Raw genomic sequence first — 19,129 nt, forward strand, 5'->3', positions numbered from 1 at the left:
CCGTGGGGGCGCAGGGGCCGCCCGCCGGACGACTGCCCCGCGAGGGCGCGCGCAGGCGGCACCGGAGCGGCCGGGAGCGCGAGCCGCGCGCCCGGCGTGGGACACTCGTCGTGACTCACGGTACGGGGCAAGCCGTAGAAGCCCCGTTCCGGATGCCAGTGGACGGGCCCAGCGAGCAGGAGACGGAACAGGATGCGCATCGGAGTTCTCACCGCAGGCGGCGACTGCCCCGGCCTGAACGCAGTGATCCGTTCGGTCGTCCACCGGGCGGTCGTCGGCCACGGCGACGAGGTCATCGGCTTCGAGGACGGCTTCAAGGGCCTCCTCGACGGCCACTTCAGGCCCCTCGACCTGAACGCCGTCAGCGGCATCCTCGCCCGCGGCGGCACCATCCTCGGCTCGGCCCGCCTGGAGCGCTCCCGGCTGCGCGAGGCCGCCGAGAACTGCGCCGAGCTGAGCCGGCGGTACGGCATGGACGCGCTGATCCCGATCGGCGGCGAGGGCACCCTCACCGCCGCCCGGATGCTCGCGGACGCCGGAATGCCGGTCGTCGGGGTCCCGAAGACCATCGACAACGACATCTCCTCCACCGACCGCACGTTCGGCTTCGACACCGCCGTGGGCGTCGCGACGGAGGCCATAGACCGTCTGAAGACCACCGCCGAGTCCCACCAGCGTGTGATGGTGGTCGAGGTGATGGGCCGCCACGCGGGCTGGATCGCCCTGGAGTCCGGCATGGCCGGCGGCGCCCACGGCATCTGCCTCCCCGAGCGCAAGTTCGAGGTGGGCGACCTGGTCAAGATGGTCGAGGAACGCTTCGCGCGCGGCAAGAAGTTCGCCGTCATCTGCGTCGCCGAGGGCGCGCACCCGGCCGAGGGCTCGATGCCGTACGCCAAGGGCGAGATCGACCAGTTCGGACACGAGCGGTTCCAGGGCATCGGCAACCGGCTGGCCGTCGAGCTGGAGAAGCGGCTCGGCAAGGAGGCCCGTCCGGTCATCCTCGGCCACGTCCAGCGCGGCGGCACCCCGACCGCGTACGACCGCGTCCTCGCCACCCGCTTCGGCTGGCACGCGGTGGAGGCCGCGCACCGGGGCGACTTCGGCCGGATGACCGCGCTGCGCGGCAACGACATCGTGATGGTCCCGCTCGCCGAGGCGGTCACCCAGCTCAAGACGGTCCCGCTGGACCGGATGCACGAGGCCGAGTCGGTCTTCTGAGCGGGTTACGCCGGAGGGCCGGCCGCCTCCCAGAAGCGGGGCACGATCCCGGTGAGGAAGGCCCGGCCCTCCTCACCGGTGTTGCCCGGCCGGTCCGTACCCGCACTGCTCCAGCTCAGCGTGGAGACCATCAGCGCCTGGTAGTCGCCGTGCAGCCGCTCCAGGACCTCCTGGATCCGGCGCCGGTCCACCGGCACCAGCTTGGCCACCGGCCGGCTGTACGCCTGCCACCGCGTCGTCACCGCGCTGCGCAGCAGCTCCGCCAGCTCCTCCTCGCGCCCGGTCGCCGTCACGAAGTCCGCGGGCGTCAGGCCCAGCGCCTCGCTCAGCGCGGCGGACTGGCGCTCGTTGCCCCGCCACCGCCCCGACTCCTCCATCCGCAGATACGCGGAGGCGGCCATCCCCAGCCGGGCGGCCAGCTCGTCCGGCGACAGCGCCCGGGAGACCCGGTGCTCGCGCAGGCTGCGCGCGGCCGTCAGCAGCTCGCCCGGGGCGCACCACAGCACCCCGGCCAGTGCGGTGAGTTCGTATTCCGTGGGGAGCGCGAGCCCGCGCTCCCAGGCGGCCACCGTCTCGGCGGTGATCCGTAGTCCGTACTGAGCGCCGAGACCGTAGGCGACATGGCCGGGAGCCATACCCAGGGCCTCGCGGAGTCTTCGCGCGGCGGGGGCGTTGAAAGGCGGAGAGGGGTGCACGGGGACACCGTAAGGAGGCCGGTGCTCCGCTGACTACGGTGTGTTCACCCGAGAACACGGCTCGTAGGAAGGTCCTAGGGGCCGCCCGGGCATCTCAGCGCCCCTCCGGCCGCCACCGGTAGTGCAGCTCCGGCCGCCCCACCTGCCCGTACTGCGGACTGCGCACCGCCCGTCCCGCCGTCACCAGATGCTCCAGATAGCGGCGCGCGGTGATCCGCGAGATCCCCAGCTCCAGGCCCGCCGCCGCGGCCGTCAGACCGTCCGGGGCCGCCCGCAGCGCCCCGGTCACCGACTCCAGGGTCGGACCGCTCAGCCCCTTGGGCAGCCGGGCCGGCTCCGGGGCCCGCAGCGCGGCGAGCGCCCGGTCCACCTCGTCCTGCCCGCTCGCCTCGCCGGCCGCCGCCCGGAACTCCGCGTACCGCACGAGCCGGTCCCGCAGCGTGGCGAAGGTGAACGGCTTCAGCACGTACTGCACGACGCCCAGCGAGACGCCCTCCCGGACCACGCCCAGGTCGCGGGCCGAGGTCACCGCGATCACGTCCGCCGAGTGCCCGGCCGCCCGCAGCGAGCGCAGCAGCTGGAGCCCGTGCCCGTCGGGCAGATAGAGGTCCAGGAGCAGCAGATCCACCGGGGTGCGCTCCAGCGCCCGGACCGCCTCGGCGCGCGAGTGCGCCACGGCGGCCACCACGAAGCCCGGCACCCGGCCCACGTACAGCTGATGGGCGTCCGCCGCGACCGGGTCGTCCTCCACGACCAGCACCCGGATCACGCGCGCACCCCCGCGGTCAGCGGCAGCCGCACGGTGAACTCGGCGCCCCCGTCCGGACCCCGCTCCAGAGCCACCGTCCCGCCGCCCCGGTGCGCCGCCTGCCGGACCAGGGCCAGGCCGAGGCCGCGCCCCGCGCCGTGCGTCGACCAGCCGGCCCGGAACACCTCGGCCGCGTCCGCCGGGGCGACCCCGGCCCCGTTGTCCGCGACCCGCAGCAGCAGTTCGCCCCCGTCGGCGAGCGCGGTGACCGTGACCCGGCCGCGCCGCCCGGACACGGCCGCCCCCCGGGTCACCGCGTCCACCGCGTTGTCGATCAGATTGCCGAGGATGGTCACCAGGTCGCGGGCGGGGAGCGAGGTGGGCAGGGCGCCGTCGTCGATGAGGCTGTCCTCGGCGAGCACCAGCTCCACGCCCCGCTCGTTCGCCTGGGCCGCCTTGCCCAGGAGCAGGGCGGCGAGCACCGGTTCGGCGACCGCGCCCACCACCCGGTCGGTGAGCGCCTGGGCCAGCTCCAGCTCGGCCGTGGCGAAGCCCACCGCCTCGTCCGCCCGGCCCAGCTCGATCAGCGAGACCACGGTGTGCAGCCGGTTCGCCGCCTCGTGCGCCTGTGAGCGCAGCGCCCGGGTGAAGCCGCGCTCCGAGTCCAGCTCCCCGGAGAGCGCCTGGAGCTCGGTGTGGTCGCGCAGGGTCACGACGGTCCCGCGCCGCTCGCCGCCGACCACCGGACGGGTGTTGACGACGATCACCCGGTCCGCCGTCAGGTGCACCTCGTCCACCCGCTCCTCGGAGGCGAGCAGCGCCCCGGTCAGCGGGGCCGGCAGATCGAGGTCGGCGATCCGGCGGCCGACGGTGCCCGGGGCCAGGCCGAGCAGTTCCCGGCCCGCGTCGTTGATCAGGGCGATCCGGCGCTGCCCGTCCAGCATCAGCAGCCCCTCGCGCACCGCGTGCAGGGTCGCCTCGTGGTAGTCGTGCAGCCGGCTCAGCTCCGCCGCGTTCATCCCGTGCGTGTGCCGCCGCAGCCGCGCGTTGATCACGTACGTGCCGAGCCCGCCGAGCACCAGGGCCGCGCCGGCCGCCAGCGCCAGGGCGCCGAGCTGCGCCCGCACCTGCGAGGAGACCCGGTCCACGGTGATGCCCGCGCTGACCAGGCCGGTGATCCGGCCGCCGTCGCGGACCGGGGTGACGACCCGGATGGAGGGCCCGAGCGTGCCGGTGTACGTCTCCGTGAAGGTCTCGCCGCGCAGCGCCCGGGCGGTGTGCCCGAGGAAGGTCTCGCCGATGCGGTCGGCGTCGGGGTGCGTCCAGCGGACCCGGTCCGGGCTCATGATCGTGATGAAGGCGATCCCGGTGTCCCGGCGCACCCGCTCCGCGTACGGCTGGAGCGCGGCGGAGGGGTCGTCGGTGCGGATCGCCTCCCGGACGGACGGCGATCCGGCCACCGAGAGGGCCACCGCCCGCACCTGCCGGGCCGCCGTCTCCTCGGCCTGGCCGCGCCCGGAGACGTACGCGAAGAACGCGCACCCCGCCACGACGGCCGCCACCAGCACCACCTGCCACGCGAACAGCTGGCCGGCCAGGCTGCGCGGTCGGGTACGGGGGAAACGCATGCCCATCAGTGTGCCTGGCCGAAAACGTATGAACGAAATGCACGCAACGGTGACCGGGGTCACAGCGGGCGGGATAGTCGCCGGGACCCCCGGCACGGGGGTGGGACGACGACGACCCGAGGAGACCCCCGTGGCAGTGAACGCCGCCGAGCCGGAACGCGCCAAGCCGGACCGTACGAAGTACCTGTATCTCGCCGTGATCGTGGCCGTGGGCCTCGGCATCCTCGTGGGCTTCGTCGCCCCCGACGCCGCCGTCGAGCTCAAGCCCATCGGCACCGGGTTCGTGAACCTGATCAAGATGATGATCTCGCCGATCATCTTCTGCACGATCGTCCTGGGCGTCGGCTCGGTCCGCAAGGCCGCCAAGGTCGGGGCCGTCGGCGGCCTCGCCCTCGGCTACTTCCTGGTCATGTCGACGGTGGCGCTGGCCATCGGCCTGATCGTCGGCAACATCCTGGAGCCCGGCTCCGGCCTCCACATCACGGAGGCGGTCCGGGCCGCCGGTGAGAAGCAGGCCGAGGGGGCCGGCGAGTCCACCACGGACTTCCTGCTCGGGATCATCCCGACCACCCTGGTCTCCGCCTTCACCGAGGGCGAGGTCCTCCAGACCCTGCTGATCGCCCTGCTCGCGGGCTTCGCCCTGCAGGCCCTGGGTTCGGCCGGCGAGCCGGTGCTGCGCGGCATCGGGCACATCCAGCGCCTCGTCTTCCGCATCCTCGCCATGATCATGTGGGCGGCGCCCATCGGCGCGTTCGGCGCGATGGCCGCGGTGGTCGGCGAGACCGGCGTGGACGCGCTGAAGTCCCTCGCGGTCATCATGATCGGCTTCTACATCACCTGCGCGCTCTTCGTCTTCGTGGTGCTCGGCGCGATCCTGCGCCTGGTCGCGGGGGTCAACATCTTCGCGCTGCTGAAGTACCTCGGCCGGGAGTTCCTGCTGATCCTGTCCACCTCCTCCTCGGAGTCGGCGCTGCCCCGGCTGATCGCGAAGATGGAGCACATGGGGGTCAGCAAGCCCGTCGTCGGCATCACCGTCCCGACCGGCTACTCCTTCAACCTGGACGGCACCGCGATCTACCTCACGATGGCCTCGCTGTTCATCGCCAACGCCACGGGCGACCCGCTGAGCATCGGTGAGCAGATCTCCCTGCTGGTCTTCATGGTCATCGCCTCCAAGGGCGCGGCGGGCGTCACCGGCGCCGGTCTCGCCACGCTGGCCGGCGGCCTCCAGTCGCACCGCCCCGAGCTGGTCGACGGCGTCGGCCTGATCGTCGGCATCGACCGCTTCATGAGCGAGGCCCGCGCCCTGACCAACTTCGCGGGCAACGCGGTCGCCACGGTCCTCGTCGGCACCTGGACCAAGGAGATCGACCGCGAACGGGTCGGCCAGGTGCTCTCCGGCGCGGTCCCCTTCGACGAGAAGATGCTCAGCGACGAGGGCCCCGCCGAGCCGTACGTCCCCGAGGCCCGGGACGGCGACGAGGACCGGCCCTCGCTCACCAAGGTCTGACGCCCTTGCCTTGACGTCGGCGTCAAGGATTACGGTCGCGGTATGCGAATCGGGGAGCTGGCCGAACGGGCCGGGACGACGACGCGGACGCTGCGCTACTACGAGTCGCGCGGGCTGTTGCCCGCCCGGCGCGCGGTGAACGGCTACCGCACGTACGACGAGAGCGACCTCAGGCTGATCCAGCAGATCCGGACCCTCCAGGACTTCGGGTTCGACCTGGAGGAGACCCGGCCCTTCGTGGAGTGCCTGCGCGCCGGGCACCCCGCCGGGGACGCCTGCCCCGCCTCGCTCGCCGTCTACCGGCGCAAGCTCGGCGAGCTCGACCGGCTCATCGAGCAGCTGCGGGCCGTCCGCACCGAGGTGGGCGCCCAGCTGGCCCGCGCCGAGCTGGAGGCGTCCGCCGGACTGCCCGGCGGCCCCGAACCACGCTGCGAACTGGGAGGATGACAGATGATCCACGTAACGGGTGTCGACGAGCTCACCGACGAGAGCTTCGACACCGAGGTGCGGGGGGAGACCCGGCCCGTCCTGGTGGAGTTCACCGCCGACTGGTGCGGCCCCTGCCGCCAGCTCGCCCCGGTCCTGGGCGCCATCGCCGACGAGGAGCGCGAACGGCTGCGCGTCGTCCAGATCGACGTCGACCGCAACCCGGGGATCAGCACCCGGTACGGCGTCCTCTCGATGCCGACCCTGATGGTGTTCCGGGACGGCGAACCGGTGAAGTCCATGGTCGGCGCCCGCCCGAAGCGCCGGCTCCTCCAGGAGCTGGAGGACGTGCTCTGAACCGCCCGAGGGGGCGGGGCCACCCGGCCCCGCCCCCTCGCCGCGTCACCGCGTCACGCCGGCTTGAACCACACCGTCGCCAGCGGCGGCAGCGTCAGCGACACGCTCGACGGCCTGCCGTGGGAGGGCACGTCCTCCGGCTTCAGCGGCTCCTCGTTGACCACCCCGCCGCCCCCGTACCGGGCCGCGTCCGTGTTCAGGACCTCCGCCCACAGCCGGGGGCCCTCCGGCACCCCGAGCCGGTAGTCGTGCCGCACCACCGGTGAGAAGTTGGAGACCGCCAGCAGCGGCGCGCCCTTCGCGTCGTGGCGCAGGAACGCGAACACGTTGTCCTCCGCCGCGCCCCCCTCCACCCAGGCGAAGCCCTCCGGACGGGTGTCGCGCTGCCAGAGCGCGGGCGTCGCCCCGTACACCTTGTTGAGGTCGCCGACCAGCTCCCGCACCCCGCGGTGGTCGCCGGACGCCTCGTACGCCGGGTCCAGCAGCCACCAGTCCGGGCCGTGGCCCTCCGACCACTCCGCACCCTGCGCGAACTCCTGCCCCATGAACAGCAGTTGCTTGCCCGGGTGGGCCCACATGAAGCCCAGGTAGGCGCGGTGGTTGGCGCGCTGCTGCCACCAGTCGCCCGGCATCTTGGAGACCAGCGCCTGCTTGCCGTGCACCACCTCGTCGTGCGAGATCGGCAGCACGTAGTTCTCGCTGTACGCGTACACCATCGAGAACGTCATCTCGTTGTGGTGGTACTTGCGGTGCACCGGCTCCTTGGAGACGTACACCAGCGAGTCGTGCATCCAGCCCATGTTCCACTTCAGCCCGAAGCCGAGCCCGCCGTGGTCGGTGGCCCGGGTCACGCCCTCCCAGGCCGTGGACTCCTCGGCGATGGTGACCACGCCCGGATTGCGCCGGTAGACCGTGGCGTTCATCTCCTGGAGGAAGGAGACCGCGTCCAGGTTCTCCCGCCCGCCGAACTCGTTCGGCGACCACTGGCCGTCCTCGCGCGAATAGTCCAGGTAGAGCATCGAGGCCACCGCGTCCACCCGCAGCCCGTCGATGTGGAACTGCTCGCACCAGTACGTGGCGTTGGCGACCAGGAAGTTGCGGACCTCGGCCCGCCCGTAGTCGAACTCCAGGGTCCCCCAGTCCGGGTGCGCGGCCCGCCTCGGGTCCTCGTGCTCGTACAGCGGCCGGCCGTCGAACTCCGCGAGCGCCCAGTCGTCGCGCGGGAAGTGCGCCGGCACCCAGTCCATGATCACGCCGATCCCGGCCCGGTGCAGCGCGTCCACCAGGAAGCGGAAGTCGTCCGGCGAGCCCATCCGGGAGGTCGGCGCGTAGAACCCGGTGACCTGGTAGCCCCAGGAGCCGCCGAAGGGGTGCTCCGACACCGGCATCAGCTCGACGTGCGTGAAGCCCAGCTCCTTGACGTATGCGGGCAGTTGCTCCGCCAGCTGCCGGTACGAGAGACCGGGCCGCCAGGACGGCAGGTGCACCTCGTACACCGAGAACGGCGCCTCGTGCACCGGCACGTTCCCGCGCTTCGCCATCCACTCCCGGTCCTGCCACACGTGGTGCGCGGCCGTCACCACCGAGGCGGTGGCGGGCGGCACCTCGGTGTGCCGGGCCATCGGGTCCGAGCGCATCGTGTGCGAACCGTCCGGGCGGCAGATGTCGAACTTGTACAGCGCGCCCTCGCCGGTCCCCGGCAGGAACAGCTCCCACACCCCGGAGGAGCCCAGCGACCGCATCGGGAAGCCCGTGCCGTCCCAGTAGTTGAAGTCACCGCACACCCGCACGCCCCGGGCGTTCGGCGCCCACACCGTGAACCGCGTCCCGGCGATCCCCTGGTGCTCCATCGGCCGCGCCCCGAGCGCGGTCCACAGCTCCTCGTGCCGGCCCTCGCCGATCAGGTGCAGATCCAGCTCCCCGAGCGCGGGCAGGAAGCGGTACGGGTCGTGGACCTCGATCTCGTTGTCCTCGTACGTGACCAGCAGCCGGTACTCCGGCACCGAGGGCAGCGGCAGGACCCCGGAGAACAGCCCGTCCCCGTCGCCGTGCAGCGGCGCCCGCAGCCCCTTCGCGAGCACGGTGACCGACCGGGCGAACGGGCGCAGCACCCGGATCTCCACCCCGTCGCCCACCTGGTGCGCGCCCAGCAGATCGTGCGGGGCGTGGTGCTCCCCGGCCAGCAGCCGCCCCCGGTCGGCGTCGTGCAGCGGGGTGGCGGGCCGCAGCTCCTGGCTGCCGGCGCTGCGGGGCTTGGGAGGCGCCGCGGCCTTCTTCGCGCGCTTCGGCGGGGCGGCTGCGGCCCCCGTGGCGGGGGCCTTCTTCGGCGCACGCTTCTTCGCGGGCGGCCTGGCCGGTTCCGGTGCCGCCACGGACCCGGCCGCCGGCGCGGCGACGGCCTCCGCGGGGGCGGCCGGTGGCGCGGACAGCGTGGCGGCGATCGGTTCCTCGGCGAGCGGGAGCTCGGCGGCGGGCTCGGACTTGCGGGACGGCTTGCGGGCGGTCACAGGGACAGCCTCCTCGGAGGTGTTGGCGGGGCGGTACGGGGAACGGGGCATCCTCAGCCGGAGACCGAGGCCAGGCGGTGGATCGCGGCCATCGGGACCGGCAGCCAGTCGGGCCGGTGCCGGGCCTCGTACAGCACCTCGTACACCGCCTTGTCGGTCTCGTGGGCGCGCAGCAGCTCCGGCTCGGCGCGCGGGTCGGTGCCCGCCGCCTCGGCATAGCCGTCGCAGTAGGCGTCCCGGCAGCGGGCGGCCCACTCGGGCTTCCAGGGCCGGTGCGAGCGGGCCGCGTAGTCGAAGGAGCGCAGCATCCCGGCGACATCGCGCACCGGCGGCTGCGGGCTGCGGCGCTCCGGGAGCGGCCGGGCCGGCTCGCCCTCGAAGTCGATCAGCGACCAGAAGCCGTCGGCGCCGCGCAGGGTCTGACCGAGGTGGAGGTCGCCGTGCACCCGCTGGGCGGCCCAGCTGCGCCCCCGGTGCCCGAGCGCGGCGACCGCGTCGAAGGCGGTGCGCAGCCCGGGGACGTACGGGACCAGCTCCGGGACCGCGTGGGCCGCGGCCTCCAGGCGCTCCACCATGGCGGCGGCCAGCTCGTCGGTCTGGGAGCGGCGGAGCACCGGGGTGGGCAGGGCGGCGGCGAGCGCGGTGTGCACCTCGGCGGTGGCCCGGCCCAGCGCCCTCGCCTCGTCCACGAAGTCGTGCCCGGTGGCGAGGGCGCGCAGGGCGAGCTGCCAGCCGTCCTGGGCGCCGCGCAGGAAGGGCTGGAGCACCCCGAGGGTCAGCCGCTCCGGCGTCGCCGCCTCGAACCAGGCGACCGGTGCCGGGACCCGTCCGCACCCCTCGCGGGAGAGCGCGAGCGGCAGTTCCAGGTCCGGGTTGGTGCCCGGGAAGACCCGGCGGAAGATCTTCAGGATGTACGCGTTGCCGTACACCAGCGAGGAGTTGGACTGCTCGGTGTCCAGCACCCGGGGCGCCAGGTCCTCCGGGATCGGGTCCGCGCCCCGGTCGAAGCGGACCGCGCCGAGCCGGCCGGGGGTGCGCAATCGTTCCAGCAGCAGCGAGGCGAGCCGGGCGTCGTGCAGCCCGTCGTAGACGGTGAGCCCGGCCAGCGGCCCGTCGGACACCCGGCCGACGGCGGCGGGCGCGAGGTGCTGGGGCAGCGCGGAGCGGACCCCGAGGAGCAACTGGTAGCAGTCCACGGGGGGCTGGGCGGGCATCGTGGGCTGATGGACCCGCACCAGTAGGTGCAGGAGCCCGGGGGCGGAGCCGTCGCCACCGTCCACCGGCAGTATCTCGGTGGCCGAGACGAGCGAGAAGGCGGTGATGGGCCGCCCCTTGCCCGCGAACCACCGCTGCCGGGGCAGCCATTCGTGGAGCAGCGGTCCGAGAGACGGAATCAGGGCTGTGCTGTTCGCCAGGGCGACCTGAGCGGATGCAGCCTCCGACATGGCATCGCGTCCTTTCCCCGGGCACACCACAGGATGCGAAGAGTGTCCCGGATTGCGGCATTGGCTGTCCGGCTGTGCGGGACGTGTCGGGTCAGGATGATCCGTACGGACTCGACATGAGGGGATCGAAACGCCAGGAGGATCCAGGAAGCTTCCTGAACCACCCGGTATGGGGTCGAGTGCCCCGTGCGGGGCGGTGGAAACCGCCCCGTCGGTGGCCTCGCGTGTCAGCTCGGCGGCGCGTCCTTGCGCAGCCGGAACCAGTAGAAGCCGTGTCCGGCGAGAGTCAGCAGGTAGGGCCACTGACCGATGGCGGGGAAGCGCACCCCGCCGATCAGCTCCACCGGATGACGCCCGTTGAAGGACCTGAGGTCGAGCTCCGTCGGCTGTGCGAACCGGGAGAAGTTGTGGACGCACAGCACGAGGTCGTCCCCGTGCTCGCGGGTGAAGGCGAGCACGGCCGGGTTCGACGACGGCAGTTCGTTGTACGTGCCGAGGCCGAACGCGGGGTTCTGCTTGCGGATCTCGATCATCCGCCGGGTCCAGTGCAGCAGCGAGGACGGGGAGGCCATCGACGCCTCGACGTTGGTGACCTGGTAGCCGTAGACCGGGTCCATGATCGTGGGGAGGTAGAGCCGCCCCGGATCGCTGGAGGAGAAGCCCGCGTTGCGGTCGGGCGTCCACTGCATCGGGGTGCGTACGGCGTCCCGGTCGCCCAGCCAGATGTTGTCGCCCATCCCGATCTCGTCCCCGTAGTAGAGGATCGGGGAGCCCGGCAGCGAGAGCAGCAGGGCGGTGAACAGCTCGATCTGGTTGCGGTCGTTGTCCAGCAGCGGCGCCAGCCGGCGGCGGATGCCGATGTTGGCCCGCATCCTCGGGTCCTTGGCGTACTCCGCGTACATGTAGTCGCGCTCTTCGTCCGTCACCATTTCGAGCGTCAGCTCGTCGTGGTTGCGCAGGAAGATGCCCCACTGGCAGTTGTCCGGGATCGCCGGGGTCTTGGCCAGGATTTCGGAGACCGGGTAGCGGCTCTCGCGCCGTACCGCCATGAAGATGCGCGGCATCACGGGGAAGTGGAACGCCATGTGGCACTCGTCGCCGCCGGACTGGTAGTCCCCGAAGTAGTCGACCACGTCCTCGGGCCACTGGTTGGCCTCGGCGAGCAGCACCGTGTCGGGGTAGTTGGCGTCGATCTCCTTGCGGACCCGCTTGAGGAAGTTGTGGGTCTCGGGGAGGTTCTCGCAGTTGGTGCCCTCGCGCTGGTAGAGATACGGCACCGCGTCGACCCGGAAGCCGTCGATGCCCAGGTCCAGCCAGAAGCGGAGCGCGGAGATGATCTCCTCCTGCACCGCCGGGTTCTCGTAGTTGAGATCGGGCTGGTGCGAGAAGAACCGGTGCCAGTAGTACTGCTTGCGCACCGGGTCGAAGGTCCAGTTGGACGTCTCGGTGTCCACGAAGATGATCCGGGCGTCCTGGAACTGCTTGTCGTCGTCGGCCCAGACGTAGTAGTCGCCGTACGGCCCGTCGGGGTCGGTCCGGGACTGCTGGAACCACTCGTGCTGGTCGCTCGTGTGGTTCATGACGAAGTCGATGATCACGCGCATGCCGCGCTGGTGCGCGGCGTCCACGAACTCCACGAAGTCGGCGAGGTCGCCGAACTCCGGCAGCACGGCGGTGTAGTCGGAGACGTCGTAACCGCCGTCGCGCAGCGGTGACTTGAAGAATGGCGGCAGCCAGAGGCAGTCGACCCCCAGCCACTGGAGGTAGTCGAGCTTGGCGGTGAGCCCCTTCAGGTCTCCGATGCCGTCGCCGTTGGAGTCCTGGAAGGACCGGACGAGCACCTCGTAGAAGACGGCACGCTTGAACCAGTCGGGATCGCGGTCCTTGGCCGGGGTGTCCTCGAAGGTGTCGTGGACGGGCTCATTGACGATCATGGTGTGGGTGACCCTCCGGTCGGCGGGGACGGTCGCAGGACGGCGATGTGCGCGGGCGTGACGCCCGGCTCTAGGCGCACATAGAACGTCCTGCCCCAGTGATAGGAAGTGCCGGTGAGCTCGTCGCGCACCGGCACGCTCTCGTGCCGGTCGAGGCCGAGTTGCGGCATGTCCAACGAGACGGTCGCCTCCTGGGTGTGGTGCGGGTCGAGGTTGACGACCACCAGAAGGATGTTCGAACCGGAACGCTTGCTGTACGCGATCACCGCGTCGTTGTCCGACGCGTGGAAGTGCACGTCGCGCAATTGCTGCAGGGCCGGGTGGCGGCGCCTGATCCGGTTGAGCGAGGTGATGAGCGGGGCGAGCGAACGGCCCTCGCGCTCTGCGGCTTCCCAGTCCCTGGGCCGGATCTCGTACTTCTCCGAGTCGAGGTACTCCTCACTGCCGTGGTGGATCGGGGTGTTCTCGCACAGCTCGAACCCCGCGTACACCCCCCAGGAGGGGGAAAGGGTCGCCGCGAGCACCGCCCTGGCCTCGAACGCGGGCCTGCCGCCTTCCTGAAGGTATCCCGGAAGGATGTCGGGCGTGTTCACGAAGAAATTCGGCCGCATGAACGCGGCGGTCTCACCGGCCAGTTCGGACACGTAATCCGTCAGTTCCTGACGGGTGTTCCGCCAGGTGAAATACGTGTACGACTGCTGGAACCCGATGGCGCCGAGGGTGCGCATCATCGCCGGCCGGGTGAATGCCTCGGCCAGGAAGATCACATCGGGATCGGTGCGGTTGATCTCCGCGATGACCTTCTCCCAGAAGATCACCGGCTTGGTGTGCGGATTGTCGACACGGAAGATCCGTACCCCCCGGTCCATCCAGAACCGCAGGATGCGCACGGTCTCCGCGACGATGCCCGGAAGATCCCGGTCGAAGGCGATCGGATAGATGTCCTGGTATTTCTTCGGCGGATTCTCCGCGTACGCGATCGAACCGTCGGCCCGGTGCTGGAACCACTCGGGGTGCTTCTCCACCCACGGATGGTCCGGCGAGCACTGGAGGGCGAAATCCAGGGCCACTTCGAGGCGCAGGTTGCGGGCCGTCTCCACGAAGTGGACGAAGTCCTCCAGCGTGCCCAGGTCCGGGTGGACCGCGTCGTGCCCGCCCTCCGCCGAACCGATCGCCCAGGGCACGCCCACGTCCTCGGGGCCCGGGGTCAGCGAGTTGTTCGGGCCCTTGCGGTGGGTCGTGCCGATGGGGTGGATGGGCGGCAGGTAGACCACGTCGAAGCCCATCGCGGCGACCGCCGGAAGCCGCTCGGCCGCCGTCCGGAAGGTGCCGCTCACCAGCCGGGGCTGCTGCGGCTCGGCGGCCTTGGCGCCCCGCCCCTTGCGCGGCTTCGGGGTCTCGTACCTGGCCCCCTCGGAGCGCGGGAACAGCTCGTACCAGGAGCCGTACAGGGCGCGCCGGCGCTCGACCACCAGCGGGTGCGGGCGGGACGCGGTGACCAGTTCGCGCAGCGGGTGGCGGTCCAGCGCCTCCCGGGCCTCCGGCGCCAGGGCCGCCGCGAGCCGCGCCTCGGCCGGCCGGGACTCGTCGCGCAGCGCGTCCACCGCCGCCAGCACGGCCTCCCGGCCGTCGCGCTTCGGGACGCCCTCGGCGGCGCGCTCGTACAGCTCGGCGCCCTCGGCGAGGACCAGCGCGGTGTCGATGCCCGCCGGGATCTTGATCCCCGCCGCGTGGCGCCAGGTCGCGACCGGGTCGCTCCACGCCTCGACCGTATACGTCCAGCGGCCCTCGGAGTCCGGGGTGACCTCGGCGCCCCAGCGGTCGGTGCCCGGCGCCAGCTCGCGCATCGGGGTCCAGGGACCGGGGCGCCCGCTCGGGCTGCGCAGCACCACATTGGCGGCCACCGCGTCATGGCCCTCGCGGAAGACGGTCGCGGTGACCTGGAAGGTCTCACCGGCAACGGCCTTGGCGGGCCTTCTGCCGCAGTCGACGAGCGGATGGACGTCGAGAACGGGAATGCGACCGATCATGGAATCACCTGGGGGCTGGAGCTCGGACTCGGCAGAGTGGGCAGCGGGCGCCGAAGGCTGAACGCGCGCGCCGCGAAGATGGGGTTGCGTCCTTTCTAGCCGCTCGGTGGATGACTGGTGGGGTCTGGGCATGGCCGCTCCTGTCCGCGTTCACTCGAATGGCAGTCCAAACAGGTCGTATACGAATCGGGGACCGATCACCGGCGGCCAGGGAATGAATCACGCGCGTGCCGGAGATGAACCGTCATCGCTGTCATCCGAATGCATTCGTTCCGGGTACCCGGGAAACCTTCCCCCACATCGCGGTGGGCCAATCCGGTGATATGTCATCTGCTCGGGCGTACGGGGGACGTGGGAATGGGCGCCACCCGGCAGCTTTCCCTGTGCCGCGAAGGCCCACAAGACCGAGTGGGGAGAAGGAATCGGCCATAACGCCTGTGACGCACGGGTCCGGTGAGGCCTTCCGGGACGATGGAGGCGTACGGGAAAACCGGATGCCGTGTCGGGCGAGCCGGGAACACGGCTACCGTCGAGGGTGACGGAGCGGCGCACATGGAGGTGCGTCCCGCTCGGATTCGTACGTCCCCTGTAAAGGTGGAATGCGTGAAGGCCATTCGTCGATTCACCGTGCGTCCCGTCCTTCCGGACTCCCTCCAACCCCTCAGCGACCTGGCGCGGAACCTGCGCTGGTCCTGGCACACCGAGACCCGCGAGCTCTTCCGGGCCGTCGACCCGGCCGCCGGCTCCGGCGCGGAGTGCGACCCCGTACGCCTGCTCGGCTCCGTGTCCGCCGGACGGCTCACCGAGCTGGCCCGGGACGAAGCGTTCCTGCGCCGGCTCGCCGAGGCGTCCGCCGACCTCCGCGCGTACCTCCAAGACCCCCGCTGGTACCAGGAGCAGCGCCGGCAGGACGACGCGCTCCCCGCGGCCATCGCCTACTTCTCACCCGAATTCGGGGTGACCGCCGCCCTGCCCCAGTACTCCGGCGGGCTCGGCATCCTCGCCGGGGACCACCTCAAGGCCGCCAGCGACCTGGGCGTGCCCCTCATCGGCGTCGGGCTGCTCTACCGCCACGGCTACTTCCGGCAGAGCCTGTCCCGGGACGGCTGGCAGCAGGAGCACTACCCCGTCCTCGACCCGAACGAGCTGCCGCTCACCCTGATCCGCGAGGCCGACGGCACCCCCAGCCAGGTCGTCCTGGACCTGCCCGGCGGCCGCTCCCTGCACGCCCAGATCTGGCAGGCCCACGTCGGCCGGGTCCCCCTGCTCATGCTCGACTCCGACGTCGAGGAGAACGCCCCCGGCGAGCGCGAGGTCACCGACCGGCTGTACGGCGGCGGCAGCGAGCACCGGCTGCTCCAGGAGATGCTGCTGGGCATCGGTGGCGTCCGCGCCGTGCGCGCGTACTGCCGGCTCACCGGCCACGCCGCCCCCGAGGTCTTCCACACCAACGAGGGCCACGCCGGCTTCCTCGGCCTGGAGCGCATCCGCGAACTCGCTACGACCGGGCTAGACTTCGACGCCTCGGTGGAGTCCGTCCGGGCCGGTACCGTCTTCACCACCCACACCCCGGTCCCGGCCGGAATCGACCGGTTCGACCGCGAGCTCGTCGCCCGCCACTTCGGCGAGGACGGCGAGCTTCCCGGCGTCCCCGCCGAACGCGTACTGGAACTCGGCACCGAGACCTACCCCGGCGGCGACCCGGGCGTCTTCAACATGGCGGTCATGGGGCTGCGGCTCGCCCAGCGCGCCAACGGCGTCTCCACCCTGCACGGCGCGGTCAGCCGGGAGATGTTCGCCGGGCTCTGGCCGGGATTCGACGCGCCGGAGGTCCCGATCACCTCCGTCACCAACGGCGTCCACGCACCGACCTGGGTCGCCCCCGAGGTCTACCGGCTGCGCGCCGAGTCGGGAGGCACCCCGGGCCGCTGGGACTCCGTCGCGGACATCCCGGCCCGCCGGCTCTGGGACCTGCGCCGCACCCTGCGCGAACAGCTGGTGGCCGAGGTCCGGCAGCGGCTGCACGCCTCCTGGCGCCACCGGGGCGCCCAGCCCGCCGAACTCGGCTGGATCGACGGGGTGCTCGACCCGGACGTCCTCACCATCGGCTTCGCCCGCCGCGTCCCCTCGTACAAGCGGCTGACGCTGATGCTGCGCGACCGGGACCGGCTCCGGGCGCTGCTGCTGCACCCGGAGCGGCCGGTCCAGATCGTCGTCGCGGGCAAGGCGCACCCGGCCGACGACGGCGGGAAGCGGCTGGTCCAGGAGCTGGTGAGGTTCGCCGACGACGCCCGGGTCCGGCACCGCATCGTCTTCCTGCCCGACTATGGGATGGCGATGGCCCAGAAGCTCTACCCGGGCTGCGACGTCTGGCTGAACAACCCGCTGCGCCCGCTGGAGGCGTGCGGTACGAGCGGGATGAAGGCCGCGCTCAACGGCTGTCTCAACCTGTCCGTGCTGGACGGCTGGTGGGACGAGTGGTTCGAGCCGGACTTCGGCTGGGCGATCCCCACGGCCGAGGGCGGCGCGCTGGACGAGGACCGGCGCGACGACCTGGAGGCCAATGCCCTGTACGAGCTGATCGAGGACCGGGTCGCCCCGCACTTCTACGAGCGCGGGACCGAGGGGCTGCCCGGCCGCTGGATCGAGATGGTCCGGCGCACGATGGGCACCCTGGGGCCCAAGGTGCTGGCCGACCGCATGGTCGCGGAGTACGTCGAGCGTCTTTACGCCCCCGCCGCGCTGGCCCAGCGCTCGCTGGACGTCCCGCGGGCGCGGGAGCTGGCGGGCTGGAAGGCGAAGGTCCGGGCCGCCTGGCCGGGGGTGGCCGTCGACCATGTGGAGGCGGTGACCCCGACCGCCTCCGCCACGACGGCGGAGCTGGGGTCCACGCTGGCGCTGCGGGTCCGGGTCTCGCTGGGCGCGCTGGCACCGGACGACGTGGAGGTGCAGGCGGTGGCCGGGCGGGTGGACTCGTCCGACGCGATCTCCGAGGCCCAGGTCTTCCCGCTGAAGCCGGCGGGCGGTCAGGACCTGGAGGGCCACTGGCTGTACGAGGGCCCGCTCGCCCTGGACCGCACGGGGCCGTACGGCTACACCGTGCGCGTGCTGCCGGCCCACCGGCTGCTGGCCAGTGGCGCCGAACTCGGCCTGGTCGCTCAGCCGGCCGGGGCCGCGGGTGACGGCGGGGGCGTGCTGCTGCGCTGAGCCGCGCGGCCGCAGGGGCCCGGTGCCGGGAGTCGTCTCCCGGCACCGGGCCCTTCGCTTTCCGAAGACAGAAACTTGACGTGTCCATGGAATGCCTTTAGGTTCCTCACTCATCGCAGCGTTCACAAACCGGCCCATCGTTCATGGATGTGAACATCGGGTCTCCCTGAACCGGAAGGCACCCCCACATGCGCACCGGAACCATCGCGCGCGGCCTCGGCCTCGCCGCCGCCCTCGCGGCCCTCACCTCCGGCCTCTTCACGGCCCCCGCCTCCGCCGGTCCCGCCGGCACCCCGGCCCGGGCCGCCGCCCCCGCCGCCTTCACCCACCCCGGCGTGCTCGTCAGCCGCCCCCAGCTCGACTTCGTGCGCGCCAAGGTCCAGGCGGGCGCCCAGCCCTGGAAGAGCGCCTACGACCAGATGATGGGCAGCGCGTACGCCTCGCTCGGCCGGACCGCCAAGCCGCGCGCGGTCGTCGAGTGCGGCTCGTACTCCAACCCCAACTACGGCTGCACCGACGAGCGCGAGGACGCCATCGCCGCGTACACCCTCTCGCTGGCCTGGTACATCACCCAGGACAGCCGTTACGCGCAGAAGGCGATCGAGATCATGGATGCCTGGTCGGCCGTGATCAGGGACCACACCAACAGCAACGCCCCGCTCCAGACCGGCTGGGCGGGCTCCTCCTGGCCGCGCGCCGCCGAGATCATCAAGTACACGTACGGCTCCTGGCCGAACTCCGGCCGCTTCGCCACCATGCTGCGCGACGTCTATCTGCCGAAGGTCATCAACGGCTCCCAGAGCAACGGCAACTGGGAGCTGTCCATGACCGAGGCCGCGATCGGCATCGCGGTCTTCCTGGAGGACCGGACCGCGTACGACAAGGCGGTCGCGAAGTTCCGCGGCCGGGTGCCCGCGTACATCTATGTGAGCGCGGACGGCGCGCTGCCGAAGGCGGCGCCCGGCAGCGGACTGGACACCAAGGACAAGATCATCAAGTACTGGCAGGGGCAGTCCACGTTCATGGACGGGCTCTCCCAGGAGACCTGCCGCGACCTCACCCACACCGGATACGGCCTCTCGGCCATCTCGCACATCGCCGAGACCAGCCGGATCCAGGGCCAGGACCTCTACCCGGAGATCGCCGAGCGGCTGCGCCACGCGCTCGGGCTGCACGCCAAGTACCAGGTGGGGAATCCGGTACCGGGCAATCTGTGCGGCGGAAGCCTCAAGGACGCCCTCGGGCCCGTCACCGAGGTCGGGTTCAACGCGCTGCACAACCGGATGGGCATCGCGATGACCAACACCCAGACCCTCACCGAGCGGCAGCGGCCGGCCGGCTCCAACAACCTGTTCGTCGCCTGGGAGACCCTGACCCACGCGAACAACCCGAACTGAGCGCACACGAAGGCCGCCCGGGAGAGG

Annotated in this window: 13 protein-coding genes; 6 read left to right on the plus strand and 7 right to left on the minus strand. The window is 71.9% G+C overall.

What is annotated here, in order from left to right; translation table 11 throughout:
* Nucleotides 1-192: 192 nt before the first annotated feature.
* Nucleotides 193-1,218: an ATP-dependent 6-phosphofructokinase gene (locus tag ACFZAT_RS04555; RefSeq protein ID WP_391259829.1), complete on the plus strand. Its 1,026-nt coding sequence runs from the start codon at nucleotides 193-195 to the stop codon at nucleotides 1,216-1,218.
* 5 nt (nucleotides 1,219-1,223) lie between these two features.
* Here ACFZAT_RS04555 and ACFZAT_RS04560 read toward each other — a convergent pair whose 3' ends face one another.
* The 3 genes from ACFZAT_RS04560 to ACFZAT_RS04570 form a co-directional block, all read right to left on the minus strand.
* Nucleotides 1,224-1,853: a helix-turn-helix domain-containing protein gene (locus ACFZAT_RS04560; RefSeq protein ID WP_391259832.1), complete on the minus strand. Its 630-nt coding sequence runs from the start codon at nucleotides 1,851-1,853 to the stop codon at nucleotides 1,224-1,226.
* 154 nt (nucleotides 1,854-2,007) lie between these two features.
* The gene (locus ACFZAT_RS04565) at nucleotides 2,008-2,682 is read right to left on the minus strand and encodes a response regulator (RefSeq protein ID WP_391259834.1); all 675 of its coding nucleotides are present in this window, start codon (nucleotides 2,680-2,682) and stop codon (nucleotides 2,008-2,010) included.
* The gene (locus tag ACFZAT_RS04570; RefSeq protein WP_391259836.1) at nucleotides 2,679-4,289 is read right to left on the minus strand and encodes an ATP-binding protein; all 1,611 of its coding nucleotides are present in this window, start codon (nucleotides 4,287-4,289) and stop codon (nucleotides 2,679-2,681) included. Before ACFZAT_RS04570 ends, ACFZAT_RS04565 begins: the two co-directional genes overlap by 4 nt.
* Before the next feature lie 136 nt (nucleotides 4,290-4,425).
* Here ACFZAT_RS04570 and ACFZAT_RS04575 point away from each other — a divergent pair, with 136 nt between their 5' ends.
* From ACFZAT_RS04575 to trxA, 3 genes are read left to right on the plus strand one after another with little or no spacing between them, the layout of a single operon-like run.
* Nucleotides 4,426-5,799 carry a cation:dicarboxylate symporter family transporter gene (locus ACFZAT_RS04575; protein ID WP_391260271.1) on the plus strand — a complete coding sequence of 458 codons (1,374 nt, stop codon included), beginning with the start codon at nucleotides 4,426-4,428 and terminating at the stop codon, nucleotides 5,797-5,799.
* Between the two features lie 42 nt (nucleotides 5,800-5,841).
* Nucleotides 5,842-6,246 (plus strand): MerR family transcriptional regulator, encoded by a 405-nt coding sequence (locus ACFZAT_RS04580; RefSeq protein WP_391259838.1) that lies wholly within the window; start codon nucleotides 5,842-5,844, stop codon nucleotides 6,244-6,246.
* A 3-nt stretch (nucleotides 6,247-6,249) separates the two neighbouring features.
* Complete coding sequence (trxA, locus tag ACFZAT_RS04585; RefSeq protein WP_391259841.1) at nucleotides 6,250-6,582, plus strand: thioredoxin; 333 nt, start codon at nucleotides 6,250-6,252, stop codon at nucleotides 6,580-6,582.
* A 53-nt stretch (nucleotides 6,583-6,635) separates the two neighbouring features.
* Here trxA and glgB read toward each other — a convergent pair whose 3' ends face one another.
* The 4 genes from glgB to ACFZAT_RS04605 all read right to left on the minus strand — a co-directional run bounded on the left by glgB (nucleotide 6,636) and on the right by ACFZAT_RS04605 (nucleotide 14,498).
* A complete protein-coding gene (glgB, locus tag ACFZAT_RS04590; protein WP_391259845.1) occupies nucleotides 6,636-9,089 on the minus strand; it encodes a 1,4-alpha-glucan branching enzyme in 2,454 nt (817 codons plus the stop codon).
* 53 nt (nucleotides 9,090-9,142) lie between these two features.
* Nucleotides 9,143-10,534: a maltokinase gene (locus ACFZAT_RS04595; RefSeq protein WP_391259848.1), complete on the minus strand. Its 1,392-nt coding sequence runs from the start codon at nucleotides 10,532-10,534 to the stop codon at nucleotides 9,143-9,145.
* A gap of 227 nt (nucleotides 10,535-10,761) precedes the next feature.
* On the minus strand, nucleotides 10,762-12,468 hold the full coding sequence (gene treS / locus ACFZAT_RS04600; RefSeq protein ID WP_143619642.1) for a maltose alpha-D-glucosyltransferase: 1,707 nt from the start codon (nucleotides 12,466-12,468) through the stop codon (nucleotides 10,762-10,764).
* Nucleotides 12,465-14,498 carry a maltotransferase domain-containing protein gene (locus tag ACFZAT_RS04605; RefSeq protein WP_391259852.1) on the minus strand — a complete coding sequence of 678 codons (2,034 nt, stop codon included), beginning with the start codon at nucleotides 14,496-14,498 and terminating at the stop codon, nucleotides 12,465-12,467. The genes treS and ACFZAT_RS04605 overlap by 4 nt, the downstream gene beginning before the upstream one ends.
* Nucleotides 14,499-15,101: 603 nt before the next feature.
* Between ACFZAT_RS04605 and glgP the strand changes: the two genes are divergently transcribed.
* Nucleotides 15,102-17,705, plus strand: a complete 2,604-nt coding sequence (gene glgP, locus ACFZAT_RS04610; protein ID WP_391259855.1) for an alpha-glucan family phosphorylase — start codon at nucleotides 15,102-15,104, stop codon at nucleotides 17,703-17,705.
* 188 nt (nucleotides 17,706-17,893) lie between these two features.
* The gene (locus ACFZAT_RS04615) at nucleotides 17,894-19,102 is read left to right on the plus strand and encodes an alginate lyase family protein (protein ID WP_391259857.1); all 1,209 of its coding nucleotides are present in this window, start codon (nucleotides 17,894-17,896) and stop codon (nucleotides 19,100-19,102) included.
* Nucleotides 19,103-19,129 lie beyond the last annotated feature (27 nt).

This window comes from Streptomyces sp. NPDC008163 (genome assembly GCF_042956885.1).
Classification (GTDB): domain Bacteria; phylum Actinomycetota; class Actinomycetes; order Streptomycetales; family Streptomycetaceae; genus Streptomyces; species Streptomyces drozdowiczii_A.

Bases quoted from the DNA above. Each gene is read 5' to 3' on its own strand.
- ACFZAT_RS04555 (WP_391259829.1), top strand. From the start codon at position 193: ATGCGCATCGGAGTTCTCACCGCAGGCGGCGACTGCCCCGGCCTGAAC.
- ACFZAT_RS04595 (WP_391259848.1), bottom strand. From the start codon at position 10,534: ATGTCGGAGGCTGCATCCGCTCAGGTCGCCCTGGCGAACAGCACAGCC.
- treS (WP_143619642.1), bottom strand. From the start codon at position 12,468: ATGATCGTCAATGAGCCCGTCCACGACACCTTCGAGGACACCCCGGCC.
- ACFZAT_RS04560 (WP_391259832.1), bottom strand. From the start codon at position 1,853: ATGGCTCCCGGCCATGTCGCCTACGGTCTCGGCGCTCAGTACGGACTA.
- trxA (WP_391259841.1), top strand. From the start codon at position 6,250: ATGATCCACGTAACGGGTGTCGACGAGCTCACCGACGAGAGCTTCGAC.
- ACFZAT_RS04605 (WP_391259852.1), bottom strand. From the start codon at position 14,498: ATGATCGGTCGCATTCCCGTTCTCGACGTCCATCCGCTCGTCGACTGC.
- ACFZAT_RS04580 (WP_391259838.1), top strand. From the start codon at position 5,842: ATGCGAATCGGGGAGCTGGCCGAACGGGCCGGGACGACGACGCGGACG.
- ACFZAT_RS04615 (WP_391259857.1), top strand. From the start codon at position 17,894: ATGCGCACCGGAACCATCGCGCGCGGCCTCGGCCTCGCCGCCGCCCTC.
- ACFZAT_RS04570 (WP_391259836.1), bottom strand. From the start codon at position 4,289: ATGCGTTTCCCCCGTACCCGACCGCGCAGCCTGGCCGGCCAGCTGTTC.